Source organism: Halorubrum halodurans, from assembly GCF_002252985.1.
Taxonomy (GTDB): Archaea; Halobacteriota; Halobacteria; order Halobacteriales; family Haloferacaceae; genus Halorubrum; species Halorubrum halodurans.
Genome location: NZ_NHPJ01000103.1, coordinates 29224 through 51086, shown reverse-complemented (window position 1 = coordinate 51086; position 21863 = coordinate 29224). Strand labels below are relative to the sequence as shown.

Below are 21863 nucleotides of genomic sequence, written 5' to 3'. Positions count from 1 at the left end.
TTATGTCGGCCGGCCGGAACGGATCGGACATGACTCGGGGAGCCGCCGACCGTGACGGGCGACCGCCGCTTTCCGGCCGGTACGGCGGGCTCCTCGTCGCGGGGGTCGGGTTCGCGGTCACCCGCCTCTTCGTCGCCGAGGCGGTCATGCTCTCCGGCGGCCCGCTGGCCGTCGTCGCCACCGCCGGATCGCTCGTCGTCGGCCTCGCCGTGAGCGTCGCGGGCGTCGCCCTCGCGGTCGGCGCGTTCGACGCGGCGTACGTCGCCGACGTCGCCCGCGGCTGTCTGCTCGGCGTGGGCGTGATGATCGCCGCGCTCGCGGTCACGGTCGCGGCGACCGGGGTCGGGATGATCGGCTCGGCGATCGGAACCCAGCTGCTCGCCGCGAACGTCCTGCTGGCCGGCGCGGTCGGCGGGATGGTCAACGGCCACCGGAAGGCCACGCTCCGGCGGCGGCGGGAGGCGATCGGGCGCGGCGCGAACCGGGCTCGGTTCATCAACCGGCTCCTGCGCCACGAGGTGTTGAACGCGGCGTCGATCGTCGACGGCCACGCCGAGCTGCTCCGGGAGCGGGACGAGAGCGGGGACGGGAGCCGCTCCGTCGACGCGATCCGGCGGAGCGCCGCCCGGATCGAGTCGACGATACACGGGGTCGGAACCATCGCCGAGGAGCGCGACGCGGTGCCGGTTCGACTCGGGTCGGCGGTCGAGGCCGCCGTCTCGACGGCGGCGACGCGGGACGCCCACGGCGAGGCCGTCGACGCGGCCGTCGAGGTCGACCTCGGGGACGCGGCGGGCGTCGACGCCGACGCCGACGACCGGCTCTCCGTCGTGTTCGAGCGGCTCGTCGAGCACGCGGTCGACGTCCGCGGCGCCGAGCGCGTTCGGATCGAGGGGACCGCCGAGCGACACGACGCCGCGGTGACGGTCGTCGACGACGGGGAGCCGCTCTCCGAACGGCGGCGGGACGTGCTCGAGCGGGGCGCGTTTCCGGAGTACGACGACCCGACGAGCGGGTTCGCCCTCCAGGCGGTCTCCCTGCTCGTCGGCGAGTACGACGGCCGGGTCCGCGTGACGAACGGGGAGGACACCCGCGTCTCGGTGCGGCTCCCGCGGGCGAGCGCCGACGCCGCGGTGGCGGCGGTCGGCGTCCCGTATCCCGATCTCCGACGGGCCGCCGTGGCCGGGATCGGTGCGGGAGCCGTGATGGGCGGCGTGTTCTGGCTGTCGAGCGGCGGCGTGCTTCCGGTGATCGGCGCGCTCTACGGCGCCGAGAGCGCCGCCATCGGCTGGGTGACCCACCAGTTCCACAGCGTCGTGTTCGCGTTGCTCTTCGTCGCCGGGGCGTCGACCTCGACGCTCCGCGGCCGGATCGGCTCGCCGGCCCGGACGGCGGCCGCCGGCCTCGCGTGGGGGATCGTCCTCTGGCTGGCCGCCGCGGGGCTGATCATGCCGTTGTGGCTCCGGACCGTCGGGGTCCCGGCGCCGCTTCCGAACCTCCCCTGGAGCGGCCTCGTCTCGCACGCGGTCTGGGGGGTAGCCCTCGGCGTCGGCTACGTCCTCCTCGGGGGACGGTTCGGCGGGAACGCGTCGTCGACCGTGACCGACGACGCCTCGCGGTCGACCGGGGAAGCCCCACGGTCGACCGACGCCGACTCCGAGCGATCGATCGGTTCCTGACGGTCGTCGACCCCTACCGATCGGGCGACGCCGTCCCCCCGGCGGCCGGGTCTCGGGCGGCCGGAGTCGAGACGCGTGCCGCCCGGTCGGTCAGGACGCCGTACTCGGCGTCCGCGACCGACGCCGGCGCGTCCCCGAGGTCGGTTCCGTACCGCGAGGCGAGCGAGGCGCGGACCGCGTCTCGGACGCACGCGCGGACCGCCGACCCGACGGCGGTGGCGGCGCCGGAGAAGGCGGCCGGCTCCCGGTCGTCGGCCGCCGGACCTCCCGAACCGGCGTCGGCCGGGCAGCCGACGACGATCGCGTCGCTCGTCGTGCCGGGGAACCCGACCGTCGCGAGCAGCGTCGCCGCCTTCGCCTCGGCGGCGACCGCGACGAGGTTCGCGAGCGCGCCGGGCTCGAGCGCCCGCGCCGTGCCGACGAGGAGGTTGACGGTGCCGGGCGGGGGCGCGTCGTCGCCGGCGTCGTCCCCGGCGACGTCGTTTCGGCCGGTAGTGTCGCCGGCGGTACCGGCGTCGACGCCGGCGGACCGGTCGTCGACGGTGTCGCCAGCCACGCCCGTGACGGGCAGCGCGGCCGGGTTCGAGACGCCCGCGGTGGCGACCACGGTCGCTCCGTCGAGTCGCGCGATCCGGGCGTGTCGCTGGTCGACCCCGGTCAGCAGCGCGGGAGCGACGGGACGATCGCCGCTCGCCCCGCCGCCTCCCGCCTCGAAGCCGGCGTCCCGGACCCGGCCGTCGGCGTACTCGCGGAGGTCGCGGCGCTCCGCGTCGTCCCACCCCTCCGTGACGGTCACGTTGTGGGCGGCGTCGGCGACCCGGACCCCGCCGTCGAACCCGGTCGAGAGGAAGCGCGTCGGGCCGCGTGGCCGCCGGAACCGACAGACGCCGTCGGCGACCTCGGCGCGGAACGCGTGCGGAGGGGGACTCATACGCCGAGCGCGTCGAGGAGGCGGTCGTTCTCCCGTGGCCGACGGATCGCCGTCCGCAGGTGGTCGTCGAGCCGCGGGAACGACCGCGCGTCCCGCAGGACGATCCCCCGCTCCCTGGCGGCCGCGAGCACGGCGTCGGGGTCGTCGTCCCCCGTATCGAAGAGGAGGAACGGCGCGTCGGAGGGGTACACCTCCCACCGGGCCTCGAGGCGGTCGCGGACGCGAGCGCGCTCGACGGCGACGCGCTCGCGCGTTCGCTCGACGAAGCCGGTTCGACGGAGACAGTGGGTGCCGACCGCGGCCGCCGGCGTCGACAGCCCCCACGGGAGCCGCCCGCGGTCGAGCCGGTCGCGGAGCGTCCCCGTCGCGACGAGGAAGCCGGCGCGCAGGCCGGGGAGCCCGAACACCTTCGTGAGCGAGCGCGCGACGACGACGCCCGGCTCGCCGGCGAGCGACCGCTGGGGGGTGAAATCGAGGAACGCCTCGTCGACGAACAGCGTCGTTCCGGCCGCCCGACAGCGCACGGCGAACTCGAGAAGGTCGTCGCGATCGGCGAGCTCTCCGGTCGGGTTGTTCGGCGTACAGACGACGACGAGCGCGTGGTCCGTCGGGTCGACGTCGAGGATCGCGTCGTGGGCGGCCGGCACCGGCCGGCCGCCCTGGAGGCGAATCTCGCGGGCGTACTCGCCGAAGGAGGGCTCGGGGACGACGGCGGAGTCCCCGTCGTCGAGCGCGACCGCGAACAGCAGCCGCATCCCGGCCATCGCGCCCGACGTCGGGATCACCTCGGCGGGGGCACAGCCGACGTAGTCGGCGGCGGCGGCGCGGAAGGCCGCGTAGTCGTCCGCCGGATACCTCGCCGAGGCCGAGAGCGCCGAGTCGTATACGGCCGTCACGCCCGGAGGCGTCTCCGGGTTCGTGTTCGCGCTGAAGTCGATCACGCCGGGGTCCGTGGCCCCCCCGTGGGGCACCCGACCGACGTCGTCCAACGCCTCTACGTCCATGGTACCGATCCAAGCGCGAAGGCCAAAAATCCCTCTCCGAACTCGTGATCCCGAGGAATCCGTCCCGAGCCTATCGATCGTCGACGATCCGGCGGGCGAGCGTGAGGTCGCTCGGTCGGTTGACGTTGACCGCGAGGGAGTCCCGCTCGCGGACGACGGTCCGGTCCGGGCCGTCGCCCACGACGTTCAGCCCGGTCGGCTCGACGGGCGTTCCCGCGTGGTCGACCGACGAGTCGACGCTGGCGCCGAGCTCGCGCTTGTACGCGGCCGGCACGCAGACCGTCACCGACCGGACGGGGTCGTCGGGGGCGGCGCCTCCGGGCGACGGCCCCTCCGTCGAGGGGACCGCCGCGTCGACGGCGTCGTCCACGTCGCGACCGCGGAGCAGCGGGAGGTCGGCCGCGACGGTGACGGCCGGGCCGTCGACCGCCGAGAGGCCGACCCCGAGGTCGGCGACGTATCCCTCCCCGCCCCCGTCGAGGACGGCACACGGAACCCCCGCCTCCTCGGCGAGTTCGCCCCGGAGCGCGCGGCGGGTGTCCGGCGCGTGTGGCGACGCGACGGCGACGACGCGGGCGATCCGCGCGGCTGCCAGCGCGTCGAGGACGCGCGCGACCATCGGCCGCCCGCCGACCTCGACCAGCGGCTTCTCCGCGTCGCCGCCGAGTCGCGTCCCGCGCCCGCCACAGAGGAGGACGGCCGGGAGGCCGGTTCCCGGCCCGACGTCGCTCACGCGATCGCCCACGCCATCACCCCCGCGTGGAGGGCGACCGCGCGCCCGAGTTCGTTCGCCGCGCCGAGCACGTCGCCGCTCGCCCCGCCGAGCCAGGGACGCACCCGGACGAGGAGGAGAAGGGCGACGGCCGGTCCCGCGAGCAGCGCCGCCGCGAGCGAGGGGAGCGCGCCGGGCGGGGCCGCGAGCAGGACGGGCACCGACACGGCCGCGACCGGCACCAGCGACCGGGGGCCGACCTCGCCGACGACCGCCGACCCCAACCCCTCGTGGGCGGGCGTCCCGAGGCAGGCGAGCGTCGCCATCCCCGCCTTCGCGCCGACCTCGGCCGCGAGGACGATCCGGAACGCGGCGCCCCCGACGAGCACGCCGCCGCCGGCGAACCCGGTCGCGAGCGCGAGCACGCCGAGGGTCGTCGCGAGCAGCGTGACCGCGAGCGCGAGCGCGCCGCCCACGCCGAGGTCGGCGTCCTTCAGGACGGCGAGCCGCCGGTCGGGGTCGTGTGCGGCGATCGCGTCGCCGAGGTCCGCGAGCCCGTCAGCGTGGGTGACCCCGGTGAGCAGGTAGATCGCGAGGAGGTAGGCCGCCGCGGCGGTCCACGGGGAGGGCGCGAGGAAGGCGAACCCCGCGACCGCGCCGACGACCGCGCCGACCGCCGGGAACGTCCAGGGGGACCGCCGGAACGCGTGCCAGTCCGCGGGGGCGGCTCCCGGAACCGGCACCCGCGTCAGAAACGTGAACGCGCCCCGCAACGCGGGGATCGGGCGGGGCGGCAGCGCGGCGCCAGCAGGGTCGCCGGCGGCGACGTCGGCGGAGTCGGCGGAGTCGGCGGAGTCGTCACCGTCGGGCCGGTCGCGGCCGACATCGCCGTCGCTCCCCGTCACAGCGCCAGCGACACCCCCGCGACGCCGATCCCGAGCCAGCCGGCCCGCGAGACGACCTCCACGCCGGTCCGCGCCTCCGACGCGGTGGGAAGCTCCTCCGCCGGGAGGAGCGTGTACGTCTCCGGCTTCGCAAGCCGCACGCCGAGGACCGCCGCGAGCGACCCCATGGGCCAGCCGGAGTTCGGCGAGTCGGGGACGCGAGCCGCCGACCGAGTCCGCCGGAGGCCCGAGGCGGATTCAGTCGCGGCCCGCCCCCCGCCGGCCGCGAGGATCAGGAGCGCGGTCGCCCGCGCCGGGAGCCACATGACGGCGTCGTCGAGCCGCGCGGGCGCCCGGCCGGCCCGCCGGTCGCGGTACCCGAGCATCGAGTCGAGCGTGTTGACGCCCTTGACCCAGGCGGCCGCGCCGGCGGCGACGGCGAGTCCGCCCGCCGGCGGGAGCCCCGCGACCGCGCCGACCGCGGCCCCGGCGACGAAGCCGAGAAGCGGCGCGATCAGGCCGTCGGCGAGGTTCTCCGCCGCGCTCTCGACGGCGGCGGACCGGACGTGGTCGGCCGAAAGCTCCGTCGCGTCCCGGCCCGCGAGCGCGCGAAGCTCGCGGCGCGCCGCGTCGAGGTCGCGGTCGGCGAGGTCGATCACGTCGCGCGCGACCGCGAGGAGCATCCGGTGGCTGGAGCAGGCGAAGAGGACGAGGCTCGCGGCCGCGGCGGCGAAAGCGGGAGCGGGGGAGATCACGCCGGCCGCGGCGACGGGCGCGGCGAGGAGGGCGGCGAAGGCGACGGGGAGGACGGCCGCGAACCCGACGCCGACGGCGGGAGCGTCGGGGAGACGGGCGTCGAGCGCGGCGACGCCGCGGCCGAGCCACGCGACGGGGTGGAGGCGGGCGGGCGGCTCCGAGAGGGTCCGGTCGAGGGCGGCGGCGAGCGCGAGCGCGCCGGCCGCCGCGAGCGTCACGGCTCGGCCTCCAGCTCGCCGCCGACCGCCTCGAGGGGGATCTCCGTCACGTCGAGGAAGCGCCCGCCGACGTCGACGATCCCGCCGTCCGTCGCCGGGTCGTCCCCGACGTGGACCAGCGCGGACGGCGCGACGCCGAGCGCCTCGGCCGCGGCCTCGAACGCCTTCGCGTGCGGCTTCCGCCAGCCGCAGCCGACGCTCGTCGTCACCGCGTCGAACTCCCCGCGAAGCCCCGCGCGTATCAGCGTTCGCGGGACGAGCTCCGGGACCGCACAGTTCGAATAGATCCCGACCGGGCCGCGCTCGGCCGCCGCCCGGACCGCCTCGAGCGCGTTCTCGCGACGCGTGACGTCGGGGTCGAAGGCGGCGACGACGGCGTGTCGGACGACGTTGTCGGGCGCGTCGACGCCGCGGGAGTCGAGGGCCGCGGCCACGTGCGCCGGAAGGGGCGTCTCCGCGCCCGCCGGGGCGTCGACGTGTCGCTCGCCGTACGCGACGTGCCAGTCGTCCGGAACGGCGACGTCCCGCGACTCGAGCTCGCGCGCGACGACCTCGGCCGGGTCCGTCGGATACTCGACGTCGACGAGCGTGCCGAAGAGATCGAAGGTAACTGCCACGATACCCCCTTAGGGCCAAACCGGGATTGAACCTGTCGGTCGGGTCACGGTTCGCGGGAGCCGACGGCGGGCCCGGCGGTCGGAGGAGATTCACTCCCCGATGGTCGGGGAGGGATCCCCCGGCGGGCACGGGCCTCGACTACACCAGCTGTGCGAAGTGGAGGTTGTAGAACCGGTAGAGTCCGGAGAGCCACGCGCAGAGCCAGAGGATCATGAACCCGGCGACGCCGACGCGGAGCCGGCTCCGCCAGTGGCCCATGTCCTCGTGGATCTCGTCGATGTCGACGTCGGGGTCCTCGTAGGCGTCCGCCTCCCGCTTGGCCTGGAATATCCGGACGATCCCGGTGAGCGCGAACGTCAACAGCGCGTACGCCTGAAGCCCGAAGAAGGCGTGGATCACCGCGCCGCCCGACAGCTGGCCGAGGATCCGCGGGACCATCCAGGTCGCGACCGGCACGGTCGTCAACAGGAGCCCGACGAGGATGTACCGGAGGTGGTGTGTCAACACGTTCCACGTCACCACCTCGGCGTCGATCATGATCCACGCGCCGTACAGGAGGAACGGAAGGCTCGCCGTCACGGACAGCCCGGCCGCCACCGCGATGACCGACTCGTCGACCATGACCCTCGTTGGGTCTCGGGCGCGTAAAACTCCCCGATCCGCGGGCGGCTCGATCCGCGGGCGGTCCGGTCCGGTCCGGAGCGCGTCGGCGTCGTCCCCGCGACGAACCGGGCGGGGGGGCCGCCGCCGGAGGAAAAAGAGTTACCCTCGCGAGCGCGTACGTCCGGGCGATGGAGGACACCTCGACGCGGTCGGATCCGGACGGTCGAGACGGGGAGGCCGTCGAGGACGGGACGCGCGGGAGGGAGGCCCGCGAGACCCCCGACGGTCCGGACGTCGACGCCCCGCGAGACGGGACCGACGACCCTGACGCCGGCCGGGAGTCCGGACCCGAAGACGGGGCAGCCGCCGACCGGACCGACCCGAGCGACGGCTCCGACGCGGACGACGAGCTCGCCGAGCTCCGCGAGCGGGTCGACGCCGAGTACGACTTCGACGACTTCGGCCCCGCCGACATGGCCCGGATGAGCGCCGAGGAGTGGGACGCCGCCTTCGATCCCGACACGTGGATCACCGGATCCAGGCTGCTCGACCGCGTCGAGTCGGAGCTCAAGTCGCGGATCGCCCGCCGCGAGGTGTTCGGCCTCCTAGAGCGCGTCCGCGAGGACGGCGAGGAGCGGGTGCTCGTCTACTCCGACGAGGGGTACGCGATCGTCCGGCCGAGCGGCGAGGTGAGCGGCCGCGGAACGGTGCTCCGGGACGTGGAGCCGCTCGTCGCGCTCGCGGCGATGGAGGAGTACGACGTGGCCGACCCGCCCGAGGACTGGTCGCTTCCGCACCCCGACACGGTTCCCGAGGGGTCCGGCGAGTTCGGCAACCTGATCATCCAGATCGTCGCGGCGGTTCAGGTGATCGCGGGCGTCGCCCTCCTCGCCGCGTCGTTCCTCATGGACCTGGGGAGCATCGTCGGCCCCGCGATGGGGATCGTGTTCCTTCTCGTCGGGCTCTTCCTGTTCGCGATGGTCGCCAACGCGCGGCTCTCGGATCGGTTCCGCTCCGAGGAGTACCGCGACCGGCTTCGCGCGCTCCGGGAGGCCGAGGAGCGACCGGAGTTCGTCCCGGTCGACGGGGAGGCGCTGAGCGAGGAGAGCGACGATCGGTGAAACTGCCGAATTCGAGGGTTTCAACCCCTCTTACTATCCGCCCACCGATCGAAGATAGTCGGTGGGTTTAAGCGCACTCCGTCCTGAGTGAGCCTGTATGAAAAGGCGGGAATTCGTGCGAACGGCCGGCGGCACGACCGCCGCGGTCGCAGCCTCGGCCGGGGCGACGGGAACGGCCGCCGCACAGGAGGTGCAACCGGACTGGCCGAGCGCCACGAACGGGAACGTGGGGTCGTACCTGGACGCCAGGGGCCAGGACTCGGTCACGATCTCGGTCGGCGCGGGCGACAGCGGCCTCGCGTTCGATCCGACCCAGGTCTGGGTGGATCCGGGGACGACGATCACCTGGGAGTGGACGGGAGCCGGAGGTGCACACAACGTCCAGACCGTCGAGGGCGGCGGGCCGGCCTCCCTCGACAGCGGCGACGCCGTCGGCGAGGAGGGGTACACCTACGAGTACGAGACCAGCGAGGAGGACGCCGGCATCACCCACTACCACTGCGTCCCCCACACCGCGGTCGGCATGCACGCCGGCCTCGCCGTCGGGGGAGACGTCCCGACGGTCGAGGCTGGCGGCGGCGGCGGGAACACCGGGTGGCCCGAGGACATCGCGGACGTCGGCATGCCGATCCACGCCCACTGGGTCGGCGTCTCCGCCGGCCTCGGGATCGTGCTCACGTTCGTGTTCACCTTCTACATGCTGAAGTACGGCGAGTCCGCACACACGGGCCACGGAGGGGGACGATGAGTTCGAGCGGCTCCTCCTACGGCGACATCCACCGCTACGAGCCCGCCAGAGAGAGCACCGCGGCCGCCATCGCGATCGTCCTCCTCACGATCATCGAGGTCGTGTTCGTCTTCCTCTTCGTCTACGGCCTGATGTTCACGTGGGCGTCGACGGAGGCCGGAAACATGTTCATGGGCGCGCTGTTGGCACTGATCTTTTTGGATCTCGCGTTCATACTCCTGTTGTACCGGAAGGAGTTCCTCCCCGACGTGATGATCGTCAAGAAACGCCGTCGGAAGTGGGAGGACCTCTACGTCCGGGAGGAGGACAAGGACGGCGTGGAACTGGAGACCGGCGACGCCTGGGAGACCGTCAAGCGGGCGGTGTACCCGTACTACAAGAAGTGATCAATCAATGAGCCTCAAAAAGACCGACGAGATGGACCACAACGCGTGGCTCAAAAAACAGGACCTGACGGTCATCGAGACCGCGTTCCTCACCACGCTCATCTGGGTCGACAAGCGGCTTCGCATCGTCGACTACCTCGAGCTGCTGGAGACGATGTACTACCGCGCGAACCTCCAGATGCCGAAGAGCCACACCGAGCAGTACGACCTCGACAACAAGTTCTGGTACTGGTACCCGCTGTACTCGCTCGGGTCCCTGTCCATCATCGCCTACCTCGTCGCGGCGGTCTCGGGCGCGATGTTGGGCTTCTACTACTCCCCGTCGACCGCGGGCGCCGCCGCGCAGGGTGACCCGACCGCCGCGTACGACTCCGTCGTCCTGATCCTCAAGGACGTCCAGTTCGGGTTCATGCTCCGGTCGATCCACAGCTGGGCGGCCCAGTTCATGGTCGCCGCGGTGTTCCTCCACATGCTCCGCGTCTACTTCACGGGCGCGTACAAGGAGCCCCGCGAGGTCAACTGGATCCTCGGGGTCGTGTTGATCGGGTTGACCCTCTTCTTCGGGTTCTCCGGGTACGTCCTCCCGTGGAAGCAGCTGTCCTTCTGGGCGGCACAGATCGGCGTCGAGATGGCGCTCGCGACCCCGATCGTGGGGGAGTGGGCGGCACAGCTGTTGTTCGGCGGGTTCACCCTCGGACAGGCGACGCTCGTGAGAATGTACATCCTGCACGTCTTCGTGTTGCCGTTCGTGGTGACGTCGCTCATCGCGCTCCACGTCGGCATCGTCTGGGTGCAGGGGATCGCGGAGCCGCACTAAGCCAATGACCGACGACAACCAAGCCATGACGGACGGCGGAACCGACGAGGAAGCGCGCACCGACGGGGGGCCGCCGGCGACGGTGCCGCCGGACGACGAGACCCCGACCTGGAGCGAGCGCAAGGAGCACTCCCAGGGGCTCGCCCAGCTCACCTACCAGTACTTCGAGCGGTCCCGCCGCGAGGACGAGGACCTGCGTACCGAGTCGACGTACGTCGAGCGCGACGTGCTCGGCTTTCCCGCGTGGCCCCACGAGACGATCCGCAACCTCGCGATCACGAGCTTCTTCGTCGGAATCCTGATCTTCATCGCGGCGCTGATGCCGCCGCACTTCGGCCACCCGGCCAACCCCGGCTCGACGCCGGCGATCATCCTGCCGGACTGGTACCTCTACTGGTCGTTCGGGCTGTTGAAGCTCAACCCGCTGAACCCCCAGCTCGCGGTGCTCGACGGGAACATCCTGCTCGGCAACGAGTTCCTCGGGATCATCGCGCACGGCATCGTCTTCGGCGCCATCGGGCTCGTGCCGTTCCTCAACAAGGGGAGCGCCCGGCGCCCGGTCGAGGAGCCGTTCTGGGCGGCCGTCGGCGTGACCGGCGTCGTGCTCTCGCTCACGCTCGCCGCGCTCGCCATCCAGAACTTCTTCCCGTTCGGGCTCGACCTGCTCATCACGCTGACGTTCCTGCTGCCGGTGCTCTGCGGGATCATCACCTACGCAGTCCTGAAGACGATGCGGGAGGGGTACATGTACGACCTCAACCGTCGGTACTACATGCTGCGCCCGCCGAAGTAACGGCCGAAGACCACCGTTCCCGTTCTCGTTTCCATGTCCGACACAGACGACGCCGTCGACCGCACCGAGACCGACGACCGCGACGAGCCCGGCGGGGGTGTCGAGCGGCAGGCGGTCGACGACACCGGCGACCCGATCGCCGTCGACGACGAGTCGGACCCGCGGAACGAGCCGGTCGGGCCGCGGGTCGGGCCGAACGGCCGCGAGGTGGTCGTTCCGCTCCGGCTGTACAAGACCGTCACCGCGCTGTCGACGCTTGCGGCCGTGGTGACGTACCTGATCGGGTTCGTCCTCGTCGACGCCGCGACCATCCAGGTGAGCGTCGTTCGCCGGCTCATCGTCTTCGCGCTCGAGAGCGTCGGGGTCGGGCTCGCGGCGGACACGCTGACGGCGCTTCTCGCCATCGGCGGCGTCGGCTCCATCCTGCTCGGAACGGCGGTGTACGTCCTCGGGACGCGGTTCCGGGCTCAAGGAATGGGAAAGCCTCAAGAGGACTCCAACGAAGGGTGATACAATGGCAGACGAGTTCATGAAGGGGCTGGCCCTGTTCGCTCTCGGGGGCCTCGGCTGGATCACCTTCGGCGCGTGGTACCGGACCCCCTCGTACTACGAGGTCGTTCAGCTGGTGAACGCGCCGGAGGGCGTCAACACGGTGTACGGCGAGATCGGCGTCCTCGTCGGCGACGTGCTCTACTGGCTGATGATCCTCGGCCCGCTCACCTTCTGGATCCTCATCCCGATCAGCCGGGAGCTGCGCGGCAGCATCGGCGACGACGCCGCGAACTGACGACCTGCTTCTCGCTCGTCCTCCGTCCCGCGGGAGCGGCGCCGCTCCGCCGATCGCTTGCGGCTTCGGCGACGACGCCTCCGACGCGTCGACGAACGCTCTCACGTCTCGCTCGTTCCCGGCGTCGAGCCGGCGGCGCCGGTCGGGCCGCGCTCCGGCTCGTCGGCGGCGCCGGTCGGCCCCCGAGCCGCGGCGGCGGAGAGCGTCTCGGGACCGTGGTATCCCACGAGCGCGAGCGCCACGAGACGGTGTACTCGCCGAACCTCGAGCGGGTGACCGTCGAGTTGGCCGACGGCGAGCCGCGGCTCCACGTCGACAGACGGGAACGCACGGCCGACCGACTCACCCGCTTCGTCGAGGGGATCCGAGATGGTCGACGCCGTCCCGCTCGCGGCCGGGGGTCGTCCGCTCCTCCAGGCGTACGAGATGATCGGCGCGGCGCTCGGCCTGTTCATCGCCTCCCTCGCCTACAGGGGGTACCGACGGAACGACAGCCGGCCGATGCTGTATTTCGCCGCCGGCTTCGGGGTCGTCCTTGATCTGCCGATCCCGGTGGTGGCGCTGGTGTTCCTGTTTCCGGCGATCCCCGCCCCGCCGACGCGGGCGGTCATCCAGACGCTGGAGATCGGCAGGCTGTCGTGTATCGTGTACGCGCTCCGAACGGAGCCGTGAGCCCCCGTCCGGTCGGGAGGCTCTCGACGGACGGGAGGGAGTCCACGTCTCGGCCCTCGGGTCGCTTGACGGCGGGTCGAACGTAACTGTCGGAGCGGACGGCAGGGAGCGGGTGGCGGTGACTGCTCCGGAGGGGCGCGTCGCGTGTCAGGCGACGATCGCCTGGTTCCAGAACCCCTCGACGAGGAAGAACAGCGAGTAGTAGGAGGCGAACAGCAGGATGAGCCCCGAGGTGACGATGGCGCTCTTCGGCGCCTCGACGGTCATGTCGTTGCGGGCCTCGACGTTGCGGGCCTCGAACTCGAACAGGTCCGCGATGATCATCGTCACCACGAGGAAGGTGAGGATGGTTCCCCTGGTCGGCGCGTGGACCGCGAACAGGAAGCTCAACGACGCGAGCCCGAAGTTCGTGAACACGTGCGGAGCGTACTGTTCGACCGCGTCACTCTCCGCCGCCTGTTCCACGTGCCGTCTGTGTGCGAGGTGCCGAGTCGCCAGGTTCGCGAGCGCCATCACGAGGATCGCGTACGGCAACGCCGGCCCGACGGCCGACAGCCAGCCGAACGGAACGAGGAACTGCAGTGGATCCATACCGATCCCTCCGTTCACGAGTTATTAGAACCTTTCCGATCAGCGCTCGGCGTCGACCGGGAAGGAGGGGGAAAGCCGGAGGGTCTCGACCCGGTCGGTGACCTCGATCCGGATCGGGCGTCCCGGCGTCACCGCGCCCCGGCGGTCGCCGTCGACGACGATCGAGACGGTCTCGGCGTCGCGGCGGACCGAGATCCCCACGCCGTCCCGAACGACCCACGCGTCGTGTCGGGTCGTGAACGGCGCGATCGGGACGACCGACAGCCCACCGCCGGCCTCGAGCAGCGGTCCGCCGGCGGCGGCCGCGTATCCGTCGCTTCCCATCGGCGTCGCGACGACGACGCCGTCCGCCCTGAACGCCGCCTCGCGGTCGGCCGCGAGGTCGACCGCGTACTCGGAGATGCGAGCCGGCTCGTCGGTGACGAAGCCGACGTCGAGGACGGCCCGGCGGAGCGGCTCGTCGTCGCCGCCGACGGCGAGGATCGGGTGGGCGACGCGCCGGGCGTTCCCGTCGAGGAGGCCGCGGATCGCGTCGTCGAGGCTCGCCGGGTCGACCGCGTGCCGTCCCGCACGGACGGGGAGGACGGGCGCGTCGACGCGACACGGAACGGGGGAGTCGCCACGCGAGGAGGCGGGGCGGACGCGCCGGTCGGACGGCGCGGACGCGAGGAGGGCGTCCCGAACCGCCTCGTCGCCCAGGGCGACGACCGCGTCGGCGGCGGCGGGGTCGACGAGGCGGCCGCCGGCTGTGCGGACGGCACGCTCCGCGTGGTCGACGACGGAGTCGCCACTGCCGACGACGGCGACGCGGGACGCCGGATCTCCCATACGCGAGGGCTCCGCCGGCACGGTAGAAAAAGCCCCGGTTCCGACCGGGACCGTCGAAGCGGACCGGGACGGCCGTCGAACGGGCGGGTTCTCCGCTTCCCGAACCCTCAAGCGCCGGCGCTCATATCCCTGTGCCATGACGACGTGGATCGGAGAGACGTTCACGAGCGACGCGGGATGGAACCACCTCGAGACGCTCGTCGACATCGGGGACCGCATGGCCGGCAGCGACGGCGAGCGTCGCGCCGCGGAGGCGACACGGGACGCGCTCGAGTCCGTAGGCGCGCGCGACGCGCGGCTGGAGTCGTTCGACATCCAGGGGTGGACGCGCGGCTCGTCGGCGGTTCGCGCCGGCGACACGACCCAGGACAGCATCGCGCTCCCGCGAAGCCCGTCCGGCGAGGTCACGGGCGAGCTGGTCGACCTGGGGTACGGCCTCCCCGAGGACTTCGAGCGGGAGGACGTCGAGGGGAAGGTCGTGATGGCCGCCTCGAACGTCCCCGACTACTACGACCGGTTCATCCACCGGCGCGAGAAGTACTACTACGCCGTCGAGGGCGGCGCGGCCGCGTTCGTCTTCCGGAACCACGTCGAGGGCTGTCTCCCGCCCACCGGGAGCGTCGGGACTGCGGAGGCCCCGATCGGCGACGTCCCCGCGGTGGGCGTCTCCAAGGAGGTCGGCTCGCGGCTCTCGAGGCGGTTCGACGGCGAGGACGTGACCGTCGGGGTCGACGCGGACGCACACGACGCGACGAGCTACAACGTCCACGCGGACCTCGGCCCGGACACGGAGGAGGCGGTGCTCGTGACGAGCCACGTCGACGCCCACGACATCGCCGAGGGCGCGGGCGACAACGGCGCGGGCACCGCGATCGTGGTGGAGGTCGCGAAGGCGCTCGCGGCGCGCGAGGACGAGCTCGACACGCGCGTCCACTGTCTGGTGTACGGCGCCGAGGAGGTCGGACTGGTGGGGTCGAGCCACGACGCGGCCGAACGCGACCACGACACGGTCAAGGCGATCGTGAACAACGACGGCGTCGGTCGCGGCCGGACGCTGAAGTTCTACACCCACGGCTTCGACGACCTCGACGACGCCGCCGAGGCGGTCGCCGACCGCTTCGACCACCCCGCGGGCACCGTCCCGCGGCTCGGCCCCCACAGCGACCACTGGCCGTACGTCCAGTGGGGCGTCCCCGGCTACCACGTCATGAGCGAGACCGGCACCGAAGGCCGAGGGTGGGGCCACACCTTCGCCGACACGCTCGACAAGCTCGAGGTCCGCAACCTCCGCGAGCAGGCGGTCCTCCTCACCGAGCTCGTCGTCGATCTGGCCGACGACGACACCGAGATCGACCGGCGCGAGCCGGAGGCGATCGCGGAGCAACTCGAGGAGGAGGACCTCGCGGCGGGGATGAAGATTATCGGCGACTGGCCGTACTGAGGGGGCGACCGCCCCGTCTCGGAGGGCCCGAATCAGTTAGACGACCGGAACGAGCGGGAGGAGCACCGACGCGGACTCGGCGGCCGTCTCCGCCGCCTCGAACGTCGAGTCGTACACGTGGTTCAACAGGAGGTACGTGACGACGCCCAGCACCAGCGAGAGGAGCCACGCGCTCGCGGCGATCCGGCCGACCCGCGCGTGCGGGACCTCGTTCCTGAGCTCGCGCTCGCTGTGGGTGAGCCCGAGCAGCAGCGCGTAGAGGACGACCGGCACGGAGACGACCGACAACACGATGTGGATCGCGAGCATGACCAGGTACGCGTAGTAGGCCGGGTCCGGGCCGACGAAGTACTTCGTCCCGCCGCCGGCGACCTTCGGCAGATACATTCCGAGGAAGACGAGGATGAGGACGAACGAGGTCGTCATCGCGGCCGCGTGTTTCTTCACCTCGTCGTTGCGGATCCAGTACCACCCGAGCGAGAGCGTGGCGATCGTGACCGTGTTGACCGCGGCGATCGCGTGAGCGAGCAGGTCGACCGTCTCGCGGGTCAGATCCGGGAACAACGCCTGGAACCCCGGAACGAGGAAGACGCCGCCGACGGCGGCGTATCCGACGATCGTGAGGAGGACGGTGAGCGCGCCGGCCGGCTCCGTGAGGCGGGCGCGCACGCTGGCGGCTGCCATGCGATCCGATCGGTGCGGGACGCTAATCCGTCTTCGGGTTCCGACTCAGATCACGCCCGTCGCGGTCGCGACCTCGATGGCGGCCTCCTCGTTGATCCCGCCCTGGAGGATCGTGTAGCGGTCGCGGATCTCGTGGGCGCTCGTCAGCGCGGCGATCAGCTCCTCGTCGTCGACGCCGAGCTCCGCCGCGGTGGTCGGCGCGTCCAGTTCGCCGAGCGCGTCGCGGATCGCGGCCCACTCGCCGCTCTCGCCGCCGTGGAGGTACTCGGTCAGGATCGAGGCGACGCCGACCTGGTGGCCGTGGAGCGCCTTGCCGGGCGCGATCCGGTCGAGCTGATGCGAGATGAGGTGTTCCGCGCCGGAGGCGGGCCGCGAGGAGCCAGCGATGGACATCGCGACGCCCGAGGAGACGAGCGCCTTCACGACGACCCACGACGACTCCTCGAGACCGGGCCGGATCATGTCCGCGTTCTCGACGAGCAGCTCCGCGGTCATCTCGGAGAGCGCGCCGGCGTACTCGCTGTACTCGACGTTGCGCAGCCGGCGGGCGAGCCGCCAGTCCTTCACGGCGGTGTAGTTCGAGATGATGTCCGCACAGCCCGCGGTGGTGAGCCGCCAGGGGGCCTCGGCGAGCAGTTCGGTGTCGGCGACGACCGCGAGCGGCGGGTCGGCGGCCATCGAGTGGCGCGTGTCGCCCTCGGGGATGGAGGAGCGTCCCGAGACGATGCCGTCGTGGGAGGCGACCGTCGGCACGGAGACGAACCCCACGTCGAGGTGGTCGGCCGCCATCTTCGCGATGTCGATCGGCTTGCCGCCTCCCAAGGCGATCAGGTAGCCCGGATCCACCGCCTCCGCGGTCGCCTTCAGCTCCTCGACCGCGTCGAAGGAGGCCTCGTCGACGACGGCGGTCGCGGGGTCCTCGAACTGCGCGCGCACCCGGTCGCCGGCGATCCCGTTCGGCGTCGGGCTGGTGACGACCAGCGGCCGGCCGGTGAGGTACAGCTCGCCGACCGCGGTCCCGAGGTCGTCGACGACGCCGTGGCCCACGAGCACGTTCCGTGGAAGCTTGATCCACGTGGACTTCTCGAACATACGGGCCGCTCACGCCGGCGGGTGAAAGCCGTTGTCCATGCGGGCGAGCACGGCCACGAGAGCGACCGTCGCCCCCTCACCACGCGAGCACCGTCGTCGCGGCGTCGAACAGGAAGTAGACGCCGAACCCGCCGAGCACGATCGCCGACGCGACCGCGACGACCGGGCCGACCGTCCGGACCCGCTGCTCCGCCGCGGCGAGGCTCATGGGGAACAGCGTCACCCAGCCGAGCACCCCGAGGAAGAACCCGCCGAGCAGCGCGGGCGAGCCGGTCGCGACCACCAGGCTCCCGGCGAGGTCGTCGCCGACGACGGGCAGCGGCGCGAGGACGTCGAGATCGCCCGGACGGAGCATCCCCACCCCCACGGTGAGCCAGAACAGCACCTGAAACGGGTTCGTCAGCGCCAGCGCGAGCGCCTTGCGGAACCCCTTCCCGTCCTCGACCATGGGCTCTTCGCCCGCGGTGGGCCGGAAGGAGGCGCGCGCGTCGCGGGCCGTGCCGACCGCGAAGTAGCACATCAGACAGCCGCCGACGCCGACCATGGCGGTCTGGAGCCGCGGGATCGACTGGACGAACGAGACGACCCCGAGGTACGCGAGCACGAAGAACAGGAAGTCGGCGGTCGCCGCGCCGAGGCCGGCGCGGGTGCCGGCGGGCCACCCGCGCAACACCGCCTCCTCGGCGATGACGGCGTTCATCGGACCCGGCGGGGCCGCGAGCGCGAGCCCGAAGACCGCGCCCACGGCGAGGGTGGCGACGGTGTTCACGTCACCGTACAGGACGGTTCGCGTGAAAAACCTCGCGGCCGAGGGCTCTCGCCGACTGTTTCCGGATCCGCGGGCGTGACGGCTCCGCTACGACCGCTCCGCGGACTCCGCGGGTTCCGCGGCCGCCTCCACGCGGATCGACCGGGCGATCTCCGCCGGGAGACTCTGTTCGCCCGCCGGGGTCCGGACGGTCACCATCCCGAACGGCGCGACGTCGACGACCTCGATCGTCGTTCCGGGGATGATCCCGGCGTCGGCGAGGTACTCGAGCTCGTCGTCGTCGCGGTCGGAGACCCGCGTCACGACCAGTCGGTCGCCCTCGGGATGGTCGGAGAGCCGCGGGCCGGTCCCCTCGTCGATGGGCTCGAGGTCGGCGCCGGGGATGGGGTCGCCGTGGGGGTCGACGTCGGGGTCGCCGAGCGCGTCGGCGACGCGCCGTTCGAACTCCTCGGAGATGTGGTGTTCCAGCGCGTCCGCCTCCGCGTGGACGTCGCTCCAGTCGTAATCCAGCTGGTCGGCGAGGAACGCCTCGAGGAGCCGGTGGTGTCTGACGATCTCGAGGGCGACCGCCTCCCCCTCCGCCGTGAGCTCGACCCCCTGGTACGGCTCGCGGTCGACGAGCCCGCGGTCGGCCAGCTTGCCGAGCATGTCGGTTACGGACGGCGGCGTCTTCTCGAGATACTCGGCGATGGCGGACGTCGAGACGGGCGCGCCCTCCTCGGCCTGGAGGACGTAGATCGCCTTGAGGTAGTCCTCCATCACGTCGCTGAGCATTTATGTGCGTTTGCGCGAGGCGGGTCAAATACCTACCGGGACTCCCGTCCGCACGGCGCGTTCGTCGGCAGCCCCAACGCGGCGAGATCCACGTGCTCGCGGAGCAGATCGGCCGCCCGGTCGGCGGGATCGCGAGCACGCGGGTTCCCGCGCCGGGCGACATCGACCGATCCTCCCGCGCGCTCTCGAACCCGTGCGAGAAAGCCCCGTCGAACGGCCTCGTTCTCGAAGAGGCCGTGGAGGTACGTTCCGAGGACATCGCCGGCGGCGGCCCCGAGTTCGACGCCGGTTCGGTCGCCGTCGGGGTCGAAGAAGGGCGTGGAAGGGGTCGCCGTCGATCGATCCGCCGTTCGGTCCGTCTCTCCCATGTGGATCTCGTAGCCGGTGGCCTCGAGGGCTGGATCCCCGTCCGCCGTCGGCCCGCCGACCGACCCTTCGGCCGGCTTCGACCCTTCGGCCGGCTTCACGAGATCGGTCGCGTCCGGATCCAGCCGGAGGTCGGCCGCGACGACCCGCTTCTCCGCCGAGAACGTGGTTTCGACCGGCAGCAGCCCGAACCCCTCAACGACGCCGGAGACGTCGGGCTCCGCGCTCTCGACGGCCGCGTTCGCGATCCGCTCGCCGAGCAGTTGGTAGCCGCCACAGAGGCCGACGACGGGGCCGTCGAACGCCTCGAGGGCGTCGTCGAACCCCGACTCGCGGCAGGCGCGGAGGTCGTCGACGGTGTTCTTCGTGCCGGGGATCACGACCGCGTCGGCGTCGTCAAGGGGGGAATCGAGCGGCACGAAGGCGACGCGGACGCCCGGTTCGGCCGCGAGCGGCTCCACGTCGGTCGCGTTCGAGATCCGCGGGAGTCGGGGGACGGCGACGGTGACCGACTCCGCCGCCGGGACATCGTCGTCCGCGCCGAGGACCGCCCGCTCGCCCGGATCGGGGAGCGCGACGCTGTCCTCCTCCGGGAGGCCGGGGTCGTCGTACGGGAGCACGCCGAGGACGGGGACGTCGGTCCGCTCCTCGAAGGCCTCGACGCCCGGATCGAGGAGACTCCGGTCGCCGCGGAACTTCGTTATCACCGCGCCGACGACGCGGTCGCGCAGGTCCGCGGGGAGCAGCTCGAGGGTACCGACCAGCGCGGCGAAGACGCCCCCGCGCTCGATGTCGGCGACGAGGAGGATCTCGGCGGCCCGCCCCCGGTCGGCGTCCTCACGTGCGTCGTCGCCGAAGAGCCGCGCCGTCTCCACGTTCGCGAGATCGCGGTCGTGGAGGTTGATCTCGGCCACCGAGCCCGCACCCTCCGCGACGATCACGTCGTGGTCGGCGGCGAGCCGGCGATGCGCCGCCGCCGCGGCCTCGCGGGCCTCCGTCCACCGGCCGCCGTAGTAGTCGGCCGCCGTGGCGTGTGCGACCGCCCGCCCGTTCACCACCAGCTGGCTCTCGCCCTCGCCGCGCGGCTTGAGGAGGACGGGGTTGTGGTCGGTCTGGGGGGCGACGCGAGCCGCCCGCGCCTGGACGTACTGGGAGACGCCGACCTCGCCGAACGCCGCGTCGACGCCGGCGCCGGGCGAGGTCGGCACCGCGCGCGCGTTGTTCGACATGTTCTGGGCCTTGTACGGCGCGACGGCGACGCCGGCGTCCGCGAGGTGCCGACAGAGGCCGGCGGCGACCGTGGACTTGCCGACGTGGGAGGCGGTGCCCGCGACGAGGAGCGTCCGGGCGGCGGTGTGGGGATCGTCGGTCATCTCCCGACTCACCCGCCGACGCCGGAGACGTGACCCGTGTCGGACCCCGACCGCTCCGCGATCCGCGCGGCGAGCTCGCGGGCGGCCGCGACGTGGTCGTCCGCCTCCACGTCGCCGGTCCCGTCGATCTCCGCGAGCAGTTCCCGGACCTCGGCGGCGCGCTCGCCGGCGACCGACTCCGCGAGATCGCCGGCCGCGAGGTCGGCCGCGATCGCCTGTGCCTCCCCGAGGTACCAGCCGGCCTCCCGCTCGACCGGAAGCGTCTCGGTGGCGACGAGGTGATCGTGAAGCGCCGTCGCGGGATCGGCTCCGTCGCCGTCGGCGGGACCGGCGGCCCGATTTCCCCTCTCGTCTGACCCGTCGGGCATCAATACTCCGTCCCCCTGCGGGCGCGCTGGCCCGCGTCGATCGGGTGTTTCTCCTTGCTCACGTGGCTGATCAGGTCGGCGGCGTCGGCGAGGTACGCCGGGCGCTCGTGGCTGCCCGTGAGCACGAGCTCGAGCCCGTCGGGCTTCCGATCGACCAGGTCGAGCACCTCCTCGGGGGCGATCAGGTCGCGGTCGGCGGCGTAGAGGATCTCGTCGAGGATCAGCATGTGGACGCCGGCGTCGGGCTCGGCGTCGAGCGGGATCGGATCGTCGAGGGCGGCCTCGCCCGCGGCGTCGATCAGTTCGCGGGCGCGCTCGAGTCCGGCCCGCGCGTCCCGCTCGTGGTCGTCGTCCGCGGAGCCGTCCGCCATCCCGTGCCAGCCGTAGTGGCCGGTGTTCTCGAAGGAGTAGCCGGGCAGCGCCCGGATCGCGTTGTACTCGCCGCGGACGGCCTCCACCGAGTCCGCGCCGCCCTTCATGAACTGGAGCATGTGGACGCGGTGTCCGTGCCCGACCGCGCGGGCGCCCATCCCGAACGCGGCGGTCGTCTTGCCCTTGCCGTCGCCCCACCAGACCTGGACCAGCCCGAACTCCTCGGGCGCGCCGGGCTCGATCGGATCCGCGTCGGGCGTGATCCCGCGGCCGGGGGTGTTCCGCCGGACCGCCTCGCGGTCGGGGACGTCCCCCTCCTCGTCCGCGTCGGCGTCGTCGGTTCGAGCGTCGTCCGCGCCGATCCCGTCCACGCTGGTTCCGTCCGTGCCGGCACCGTCCACGCCGGCCCCGTTCGGGCCCTCGACCTCGATACGTTCCTCGCTCTCCGCCCGTCCGGCCGTCTCGTTGCTCATACG

The 21863-nt window shown here is 72.6% G+C and carries 27 protein-coding genes; 10 read left to right on the top strand and 17 right to left on the bottom strand.

Annotated features, from left to right (window positions below; genetic code table 11):
- The first annotated feature begins 29 nt into the window (after positions 1-29).
- Complete coding sequence (locus DJ70_RS11950) at positions 30-1679, top strand: ATP-binding protein (RefSeq protein ID WP_094533292.1); 1650 nt, start codon at positions 30-32, stop codon at positions 1677-1679.
- A gap of 13 nt (positions 1680-1692) precedes the next feature.
- On the opposite strand, the gene DJ70_RS11945 is transcribed toward DJ70_RS11950, so the two are convergent.
- The 7 genes from DJ70_RS11945 to DJ70_RS11915 all read right to left on the bottom strand — a co-directional run bounded on the left by DJ70_RS11945 (position 1693) and on the right by DJ70_RS11915 (position 7423).
- The gene (locus DJ70_RS11945; protein WP_094533290.1) at positions 1693-2610 is read right to left on the bottom strand and encodes an adenosylcobinamide amidohydrolase; all 918 of its coding nucleotides are present in this window, start codon (positions 2608-2610) and stop codon (positions 1693-1695) included.
- Positions 2607-3614, bottom strand: coding sequence for a threonine-phosphate decarboxylase CobD (gene cobD / locus DJ70_RS11940; RefSeq protein WP_094533288.1), 1008 nt, complete (start codon positions 3612-3614; stop codon positions 2607-2609). Before cobD ends, DJ70_RS11945 begins: the two co-directional genes overlap by 4 nt.
- Before the next feature lie 70 nt (positions 3615-3684).
- The gene (locus DJ70_RS11935) at positions 3685-4359 is read right to left on the bottom strand and encodes an NTP transferase domain-containing protein (RefSeq protein WP_245810830.1); all 675 of its coding nucleotides are present in this window, start codon (positions 4357-4359) and stop codon (positions 3685-3687) included.
- Positions 4344-5123, bottom strand: a complete 780-nt coding sequence (cobS, locus tag DJ70_RS11930) for an adenosylcobinamide-GDP ribazoletransferase (protein ID WP_394338456.1) — start codon at positions 5121-5123, stop codon at positions 4344-4346. Before cobS ends, DJ70_RS11935 begins: the two co-directional genes overlap by 16 nt.
- 104 nt (positions 5124-5227) lie before the next feature.
- Complete coding sequence (locus DJ70_RS11925; protein ID WP_094533286.1) at positions 5228-6184, bottom strand: CobD/CbiB family cobalamin biosynthesis protein; 957 nt, start codon at positions 6182-6184, stop codon at positions 5228-5230.
- The gene (locus tag DJ70_RS11920) at positions 6181-6801 is read right to left on the bottom strand and encodes an HAD family hydrolase (RefSeq protein WP_094533284.1); all 621 of its coding nucleotides are present in this window, start codon (positions 6799-6801) and stop codon (positions 6181-6183) included. Before DJ70_RS11920 ends, DJ70_RS11925 begins: the two co-directional genes overlap by 4 nt.
- 139 nt (positions 6802-6940) lie before the next feature.
- On the bottom strand, positions 6941-7423 hold the full coding sequence (locus DJ70_RS11915) for a DUF7321 family protein (protein WP_094533282.1): 483 nt from the start codon (positions 7421-7423) through the stop codon (positions 6941-6943).
- A 170-nt stretch (positions 7424-7593) separates the two neighbouring features.
- Here DJ70_RS11915 and DJ70_RS11910 point away from each other — a divergent pair, with 170 nt between their 5' ends.
- From DJ70_RS11910 to DJ70_RS11880, 7 genes are all read left to right on the top strand, one after another.
- Positions 7594-8526 carry a DUF308 domain-containing protein gene (locus DJ70_RS11910; protein ID WP_094533280.1) on the top strand — a complete coding sequence of 311 codons (933 nt, stop codon included), beginning with the start codon at positions 7594-7596 and terminating at the stop codon, positions 8524-8526.
- 97 nt (positions 8527-8623) lie between these two features.
- On the top strand, positions 8624-9274 hold the full coding sequence (locus DJ70_RS11905) for a halocyanin domain-containing protein (protein ID WP_094533278.1): 651 nt from the start codon (positions 8624-8626) through the stop codon (positions 9272-9274).
- Positions 9271-9660, top strand: a complete 390-nt coding sequence (locus DJ70_RS11900) for a DUF7318 family protein (protein WP_094533276.1) — start codon at positions 9271-9273, stop codon at positions 9658-9660. Before DJ70_RS11905 ends, DJ70_RS11900 begins: the two co-directional genes overlap by 4 nt.
- A gap of 7 nt (positions 9661-9667) precedes the next feature.
- On the top strand, positions 9668-10477 hold the full coding sequence (locus DJ70_RS11895; RefSeq protein WP_094533274.1) for a cytochrome b: 810 nt from the start codon (positions 9668-9670) through the stop codon (positions 10475-10477).
- A 4-nt stretch (positions 10478-10481) separates the two neighbouring features.
- Positions 10482-11270: a cytochrome B gene (locus DJ70_RS11890; protein WP_094533272.1), complete on the top strand. Its 789-nt coding sequence runs from the start codon at positions 10482-10484 to the stop codon at positions 11268-11270.
- A gap of 135 nt (positions 11271-11405) precedes the next feature.
- A complete protein-coding gene (locus DJ70_RS11885; protein WP_094533316.1) occupies positions 11406-11780 on the top strand; it encodes a DUF7315 family membrane protein in 375 nt (124 codons plus the stop codon).
- Between the two features lie 4 nt (positions 11781-11784).
- Positions 11785-12057 carry a DUF7314 family protein gene (locus tag DJ70_RS11880; protein WP_094533270.1) on the top strand — a complete coding sequence of 91 codons (273 nt, stop codon included), beginning with the start codon at positions 11785-11787 and terminating at the stop codon, positions 12055-12057.
- 101 nt (positions 12058-12158) lie between these two features.
- Here DJ70_RS11880 and DJ70_RS17455 read toward each other — a convergent pair whose 3' ends face one another.
- Entirely contained in the window at positions 12159-12299 is a 141-nt protein-coding gene (locus DJ70_RS17455; RefSeq protein WP_179234048.1) for a hypothetical protein, read from the bottom strand.
- A gap of 127 nt (positions 12300-12426) precedes the next feature.
- Between DJ70_RS17455 and DJ70_RS11870 the strand changes: the two genes are divergently transcribed.
- A complete protein-coding gene (locus DJ70_RS11870) occupies positions 12427-12729 on the top strand; it encodes a DUF7521 family protein (protein ID WP_094533266.1) in 303 nt (100 codons plus the stop codon).
- Positions 12730-12876: 147 nt separating this feature from the next.
- Here the strand turns inward: DJ70_RS11870 and DJ70_RS11865 are convergent, their stop codons facing one another.
- Complete coding sequence (locus DJ70_RS11865; RefSeq protein ID WP_094533264.1) at positions 12877-13320, bottom strand: DUF7313 family protein; 444 nt, start codon at positions 13318-13320, stop codon at positions 12877-12879.
- Positions 13321-13359: 39 nt separating this feature from the next.
- On the bottom strand, positions 13360-14148 hold the full coding sequence (locus DJ70_RS11860; protein WP_094533262.1) for an NAD(+)/NADH kinase: 789 nt from the start codon (positions 14146-14148) through the stop codon (positions 13360-13362).
- 136 nt (positions 14149-14284) lie between these two features.
- Between DJ70_RS11860 and DJ70_RS11855 the strand changes: the two genes are divergently transcribed.
- Positions 14285-15589, top strand: coding sequence for a M28 family peptidase (locus DJ70_RS11855; protein ID WP_094533260.1), 1305 nt, complete (start codon positions 14285-14287; stop codon positions 15587-15589).
- Between the two features lie 36 nt (positions 15590-15625).
- Here DJ70_RS11855 and DJ70_RS11850 read toward each other — a convergent pair whose 3' ends face one another.
- The 7 genes from DJ70_RS11850 to DJ70_RS11820 all read right to left on the bottom strand — a co-directional run bounded on the left by DJ70_RS11850 (position 15626) and on the right by DJ70_RS11820 (position 21860).
- Positions 15626-16273, bottom strand: a complete 648-nt coding sequence (locus tag DJ70_RS11850; protein WP_094533258.1) for a DUF420 domain-containing protein — start codon at positions 16271-16273, stop codon at positions 15626-15628.
- Between the two features lie 45 nt (positions 16274-16318).
- The gene (locus DJ70_RS11845) at positions 16319-17365 is read right to left on the bottom strand and encodes an NAD(P)-dependent glycerol-1-phosphate dehydrogenase (RefSeq protein WP_094533256.1); all 1047 of its coding nucleotides are present in this window, start codon (positions 17363-17365) and stop codon (positions 16319-16321) included.
- A 76-nt stretch (positions 17366-17441) separates the two neighbouring features.
- Positions 17442-18134, bottom strand: coding sequence for a LysE family translocator (locus tag DJ70_RS11840; protein WP_094533254.1), 693 nt, complete (start codon positions 18132-18134; stop codon positions 17442-17444).
- A gap of 87 nt (positions 18135-18221) precedes the next feature.
- On the bottom strand, positions 18222-18908 hold the full coding sequence (locus DJ70_RS11835) for a metal-dependent transcriptional regulator (protein WP_094533252.1): 687 nt from the start codon (positions 18906-18908) through the stop codon (positions 18222-18224).
- Positions 18909-18940: 32 nt separating this feature from the next.
- Complete coding sequence (locus tag DJ70_RS11830) at positions 18941-20647, bottom strand: cobyric acid synthase (protein ID WP_094533250.1); 1707 nt, start codon at positions 20645-20647, stop codon at positions 18941-18943.
- Between the two features lie 8 nt (positions 20648-20655).
- Complete coding sequence (locus tag DJ70_RS11825; RefSeq protein ID WP_094533248.1) at positions 20656-21015, bottom strand: hypothetical protein; 360 nt, start codon at positions 21013-21015, stop codon at positions 20656-20658.
- Positions 21015-21860 (bottom strand): cob(I)yrinic acid a,c-diamide adenosyltransferase, encoded by an 846-nt coding sequence (locus tag DJ70_RS11820; protein WP_094533246.1) that lies wholly within the window; start codon positions 21858-21860, stop codon positions 21015-21017. Before DJ70_RS11820 ends, DJ70_RS11825 begins: the two co-directional genes overlap by 1 nt.
- Positions 21861-21863 lie beyond the last annotated feature (3 nt).

Bases quoted from the DNA above. Each gene is read 5' to 3' on its own strand.
- DJ70_RS11880 (WP_094533270.1), top strand. From the start codon at position 11,785: ATGGCAGACGAGTTCATGAAGGGGCTGGCCCTGTTCGCTCTCGGGGGC.
- cobD (WP_094533288.1), bottom strand. From the start codon at position 3,614: ATGGACGTAGAGGCGTTGGACGACGTCGGTCGGGTGCCCCACGGGGGG.
- DJ70_RS11890 (WP_094533272.1), top strand. From the start codon at position 10,482: ATGACCGACGACAACCAAGCCATGACGGACGGCGGAACCGACGAGGAA.
- DJ70_RS11870 (WP_094533266.1), top strand. From the start codon at position 12,427: ATGGTCGACGCCGTCCCGCTCGCGGCCGGGGGTCGTCCGCTCCTCCAG.
- DJ70_RS11905 (WP_094533278.1), top strand. From the start codon at position 8,624: ATGAAAAGGCGGGAATTCGTGCGAACGGCCGGCGGCACGACCGCCGCG.
- DJ70_RS11910 (WP_094533280.1), top strand. From the start codon at position 7,594: ATGGAGGACACCTCGACGCGGTCGGATCCGGACGGTCGAGACGGGGAG.
- DJ70_RS11825 (WP_094533248.1), bottom strand. From the start codon at position 21,015: ATGCCCGACGGGTCAGACGAGAGGGGAAATCGGGCCGCCGGTCCCGCC.
- DJ70_RS11820 (WP_094533246.1), bottom strand. From the start codon at position 21,860: ATGAGCAACGAGACGGCCGGACGGGCGGAGAGCGAGGAACGTATCGAG.
- DJ70_RS11855 (WP_094533260.1), top strand. From the start codon at position 14,285: ATGACGACGTGGATCGGAGAGACGTTCACGAGCGACGCGGGATGGAAC.
- DJ70_RS11950 (WP_094533292.1), top strand. From the start codon at position 30: ATGACTCGGGGAGCCGCCGACCGTGACGGGCGACCGCCGCTTTCCGGC.
- DJ70_RS11850 (WP_094533258.1), bottom strand. From the start codon at position 16,273: ATGGCAGCCGCCAGCGTGCGCGCCCGCCTCACGGAGCCGGCCGGCGCG.
- DJ70_RS11835 (WP_094533252.1), bottom strand. From the start codon at position 18,908: ATGCTCAGCGACGTGATGGAGGACTACCTCAAGGCGATCTACGTCCTC.
- DJ70_RS11895 (WP_094533274.1), top strand. From the start codon at position 9,668: ATGAGCCTCAAAAAGACCGACGAGATGGACCACAACGCGTGGCTCAAA.
- DJ70_RS11865 (WP_094533264.1), bottom strand. From the start codon at position 13,320: ATGGATCCACTGCAGTTCCTCGTTCCGTTCGGCTGGCTGTCGGCCGTC.
- DJ70_RS11845 (WP_094533256.1), bottom strand. From the start codon at position 17,365: ATGTTCGAGAAGTCCACGTGGATCAAGCTTCCACGGAACGTGCTCGTG.
- DJ70_RS11830 (WP_094533250.1), bottom strand. From the start codon at position 20,647: ATGACCGACGATCCCCACACCGCCGCCCGGACGCTCCTCGTCGCGGGC.
- DJ70_RS11945 (WP_094533290.1), bottom strand. From the start codon at position 2,610: ATGAGTCCCCCTCCGCACGCGTTCCGCGCCGAGGTCGCCGACGGCGTC.
- DJ70_RS11915 (WP_094533282.1), bottom strand. From the start codon at position 7,423: ATGGTCGACGAGTCGGTCATCGCGGTGGCGGCCGGGCTGTCCGTGACG.
- DJ70_RS11860 (WP_094533262.1), bottom strand. From the start codon at position 14,148: ATGGGAGATCCGGCGTCCCGCGTCGCCGTCGTCGGCAGTGGCGACTCC.
- DJ70_RS11900 (WP_094533276.1), top strand. From the start codon at position 9,271: ATGAGTTCGAGCGGCTCCTCCTACGGCGACATCCACCGCTACGAGCCC.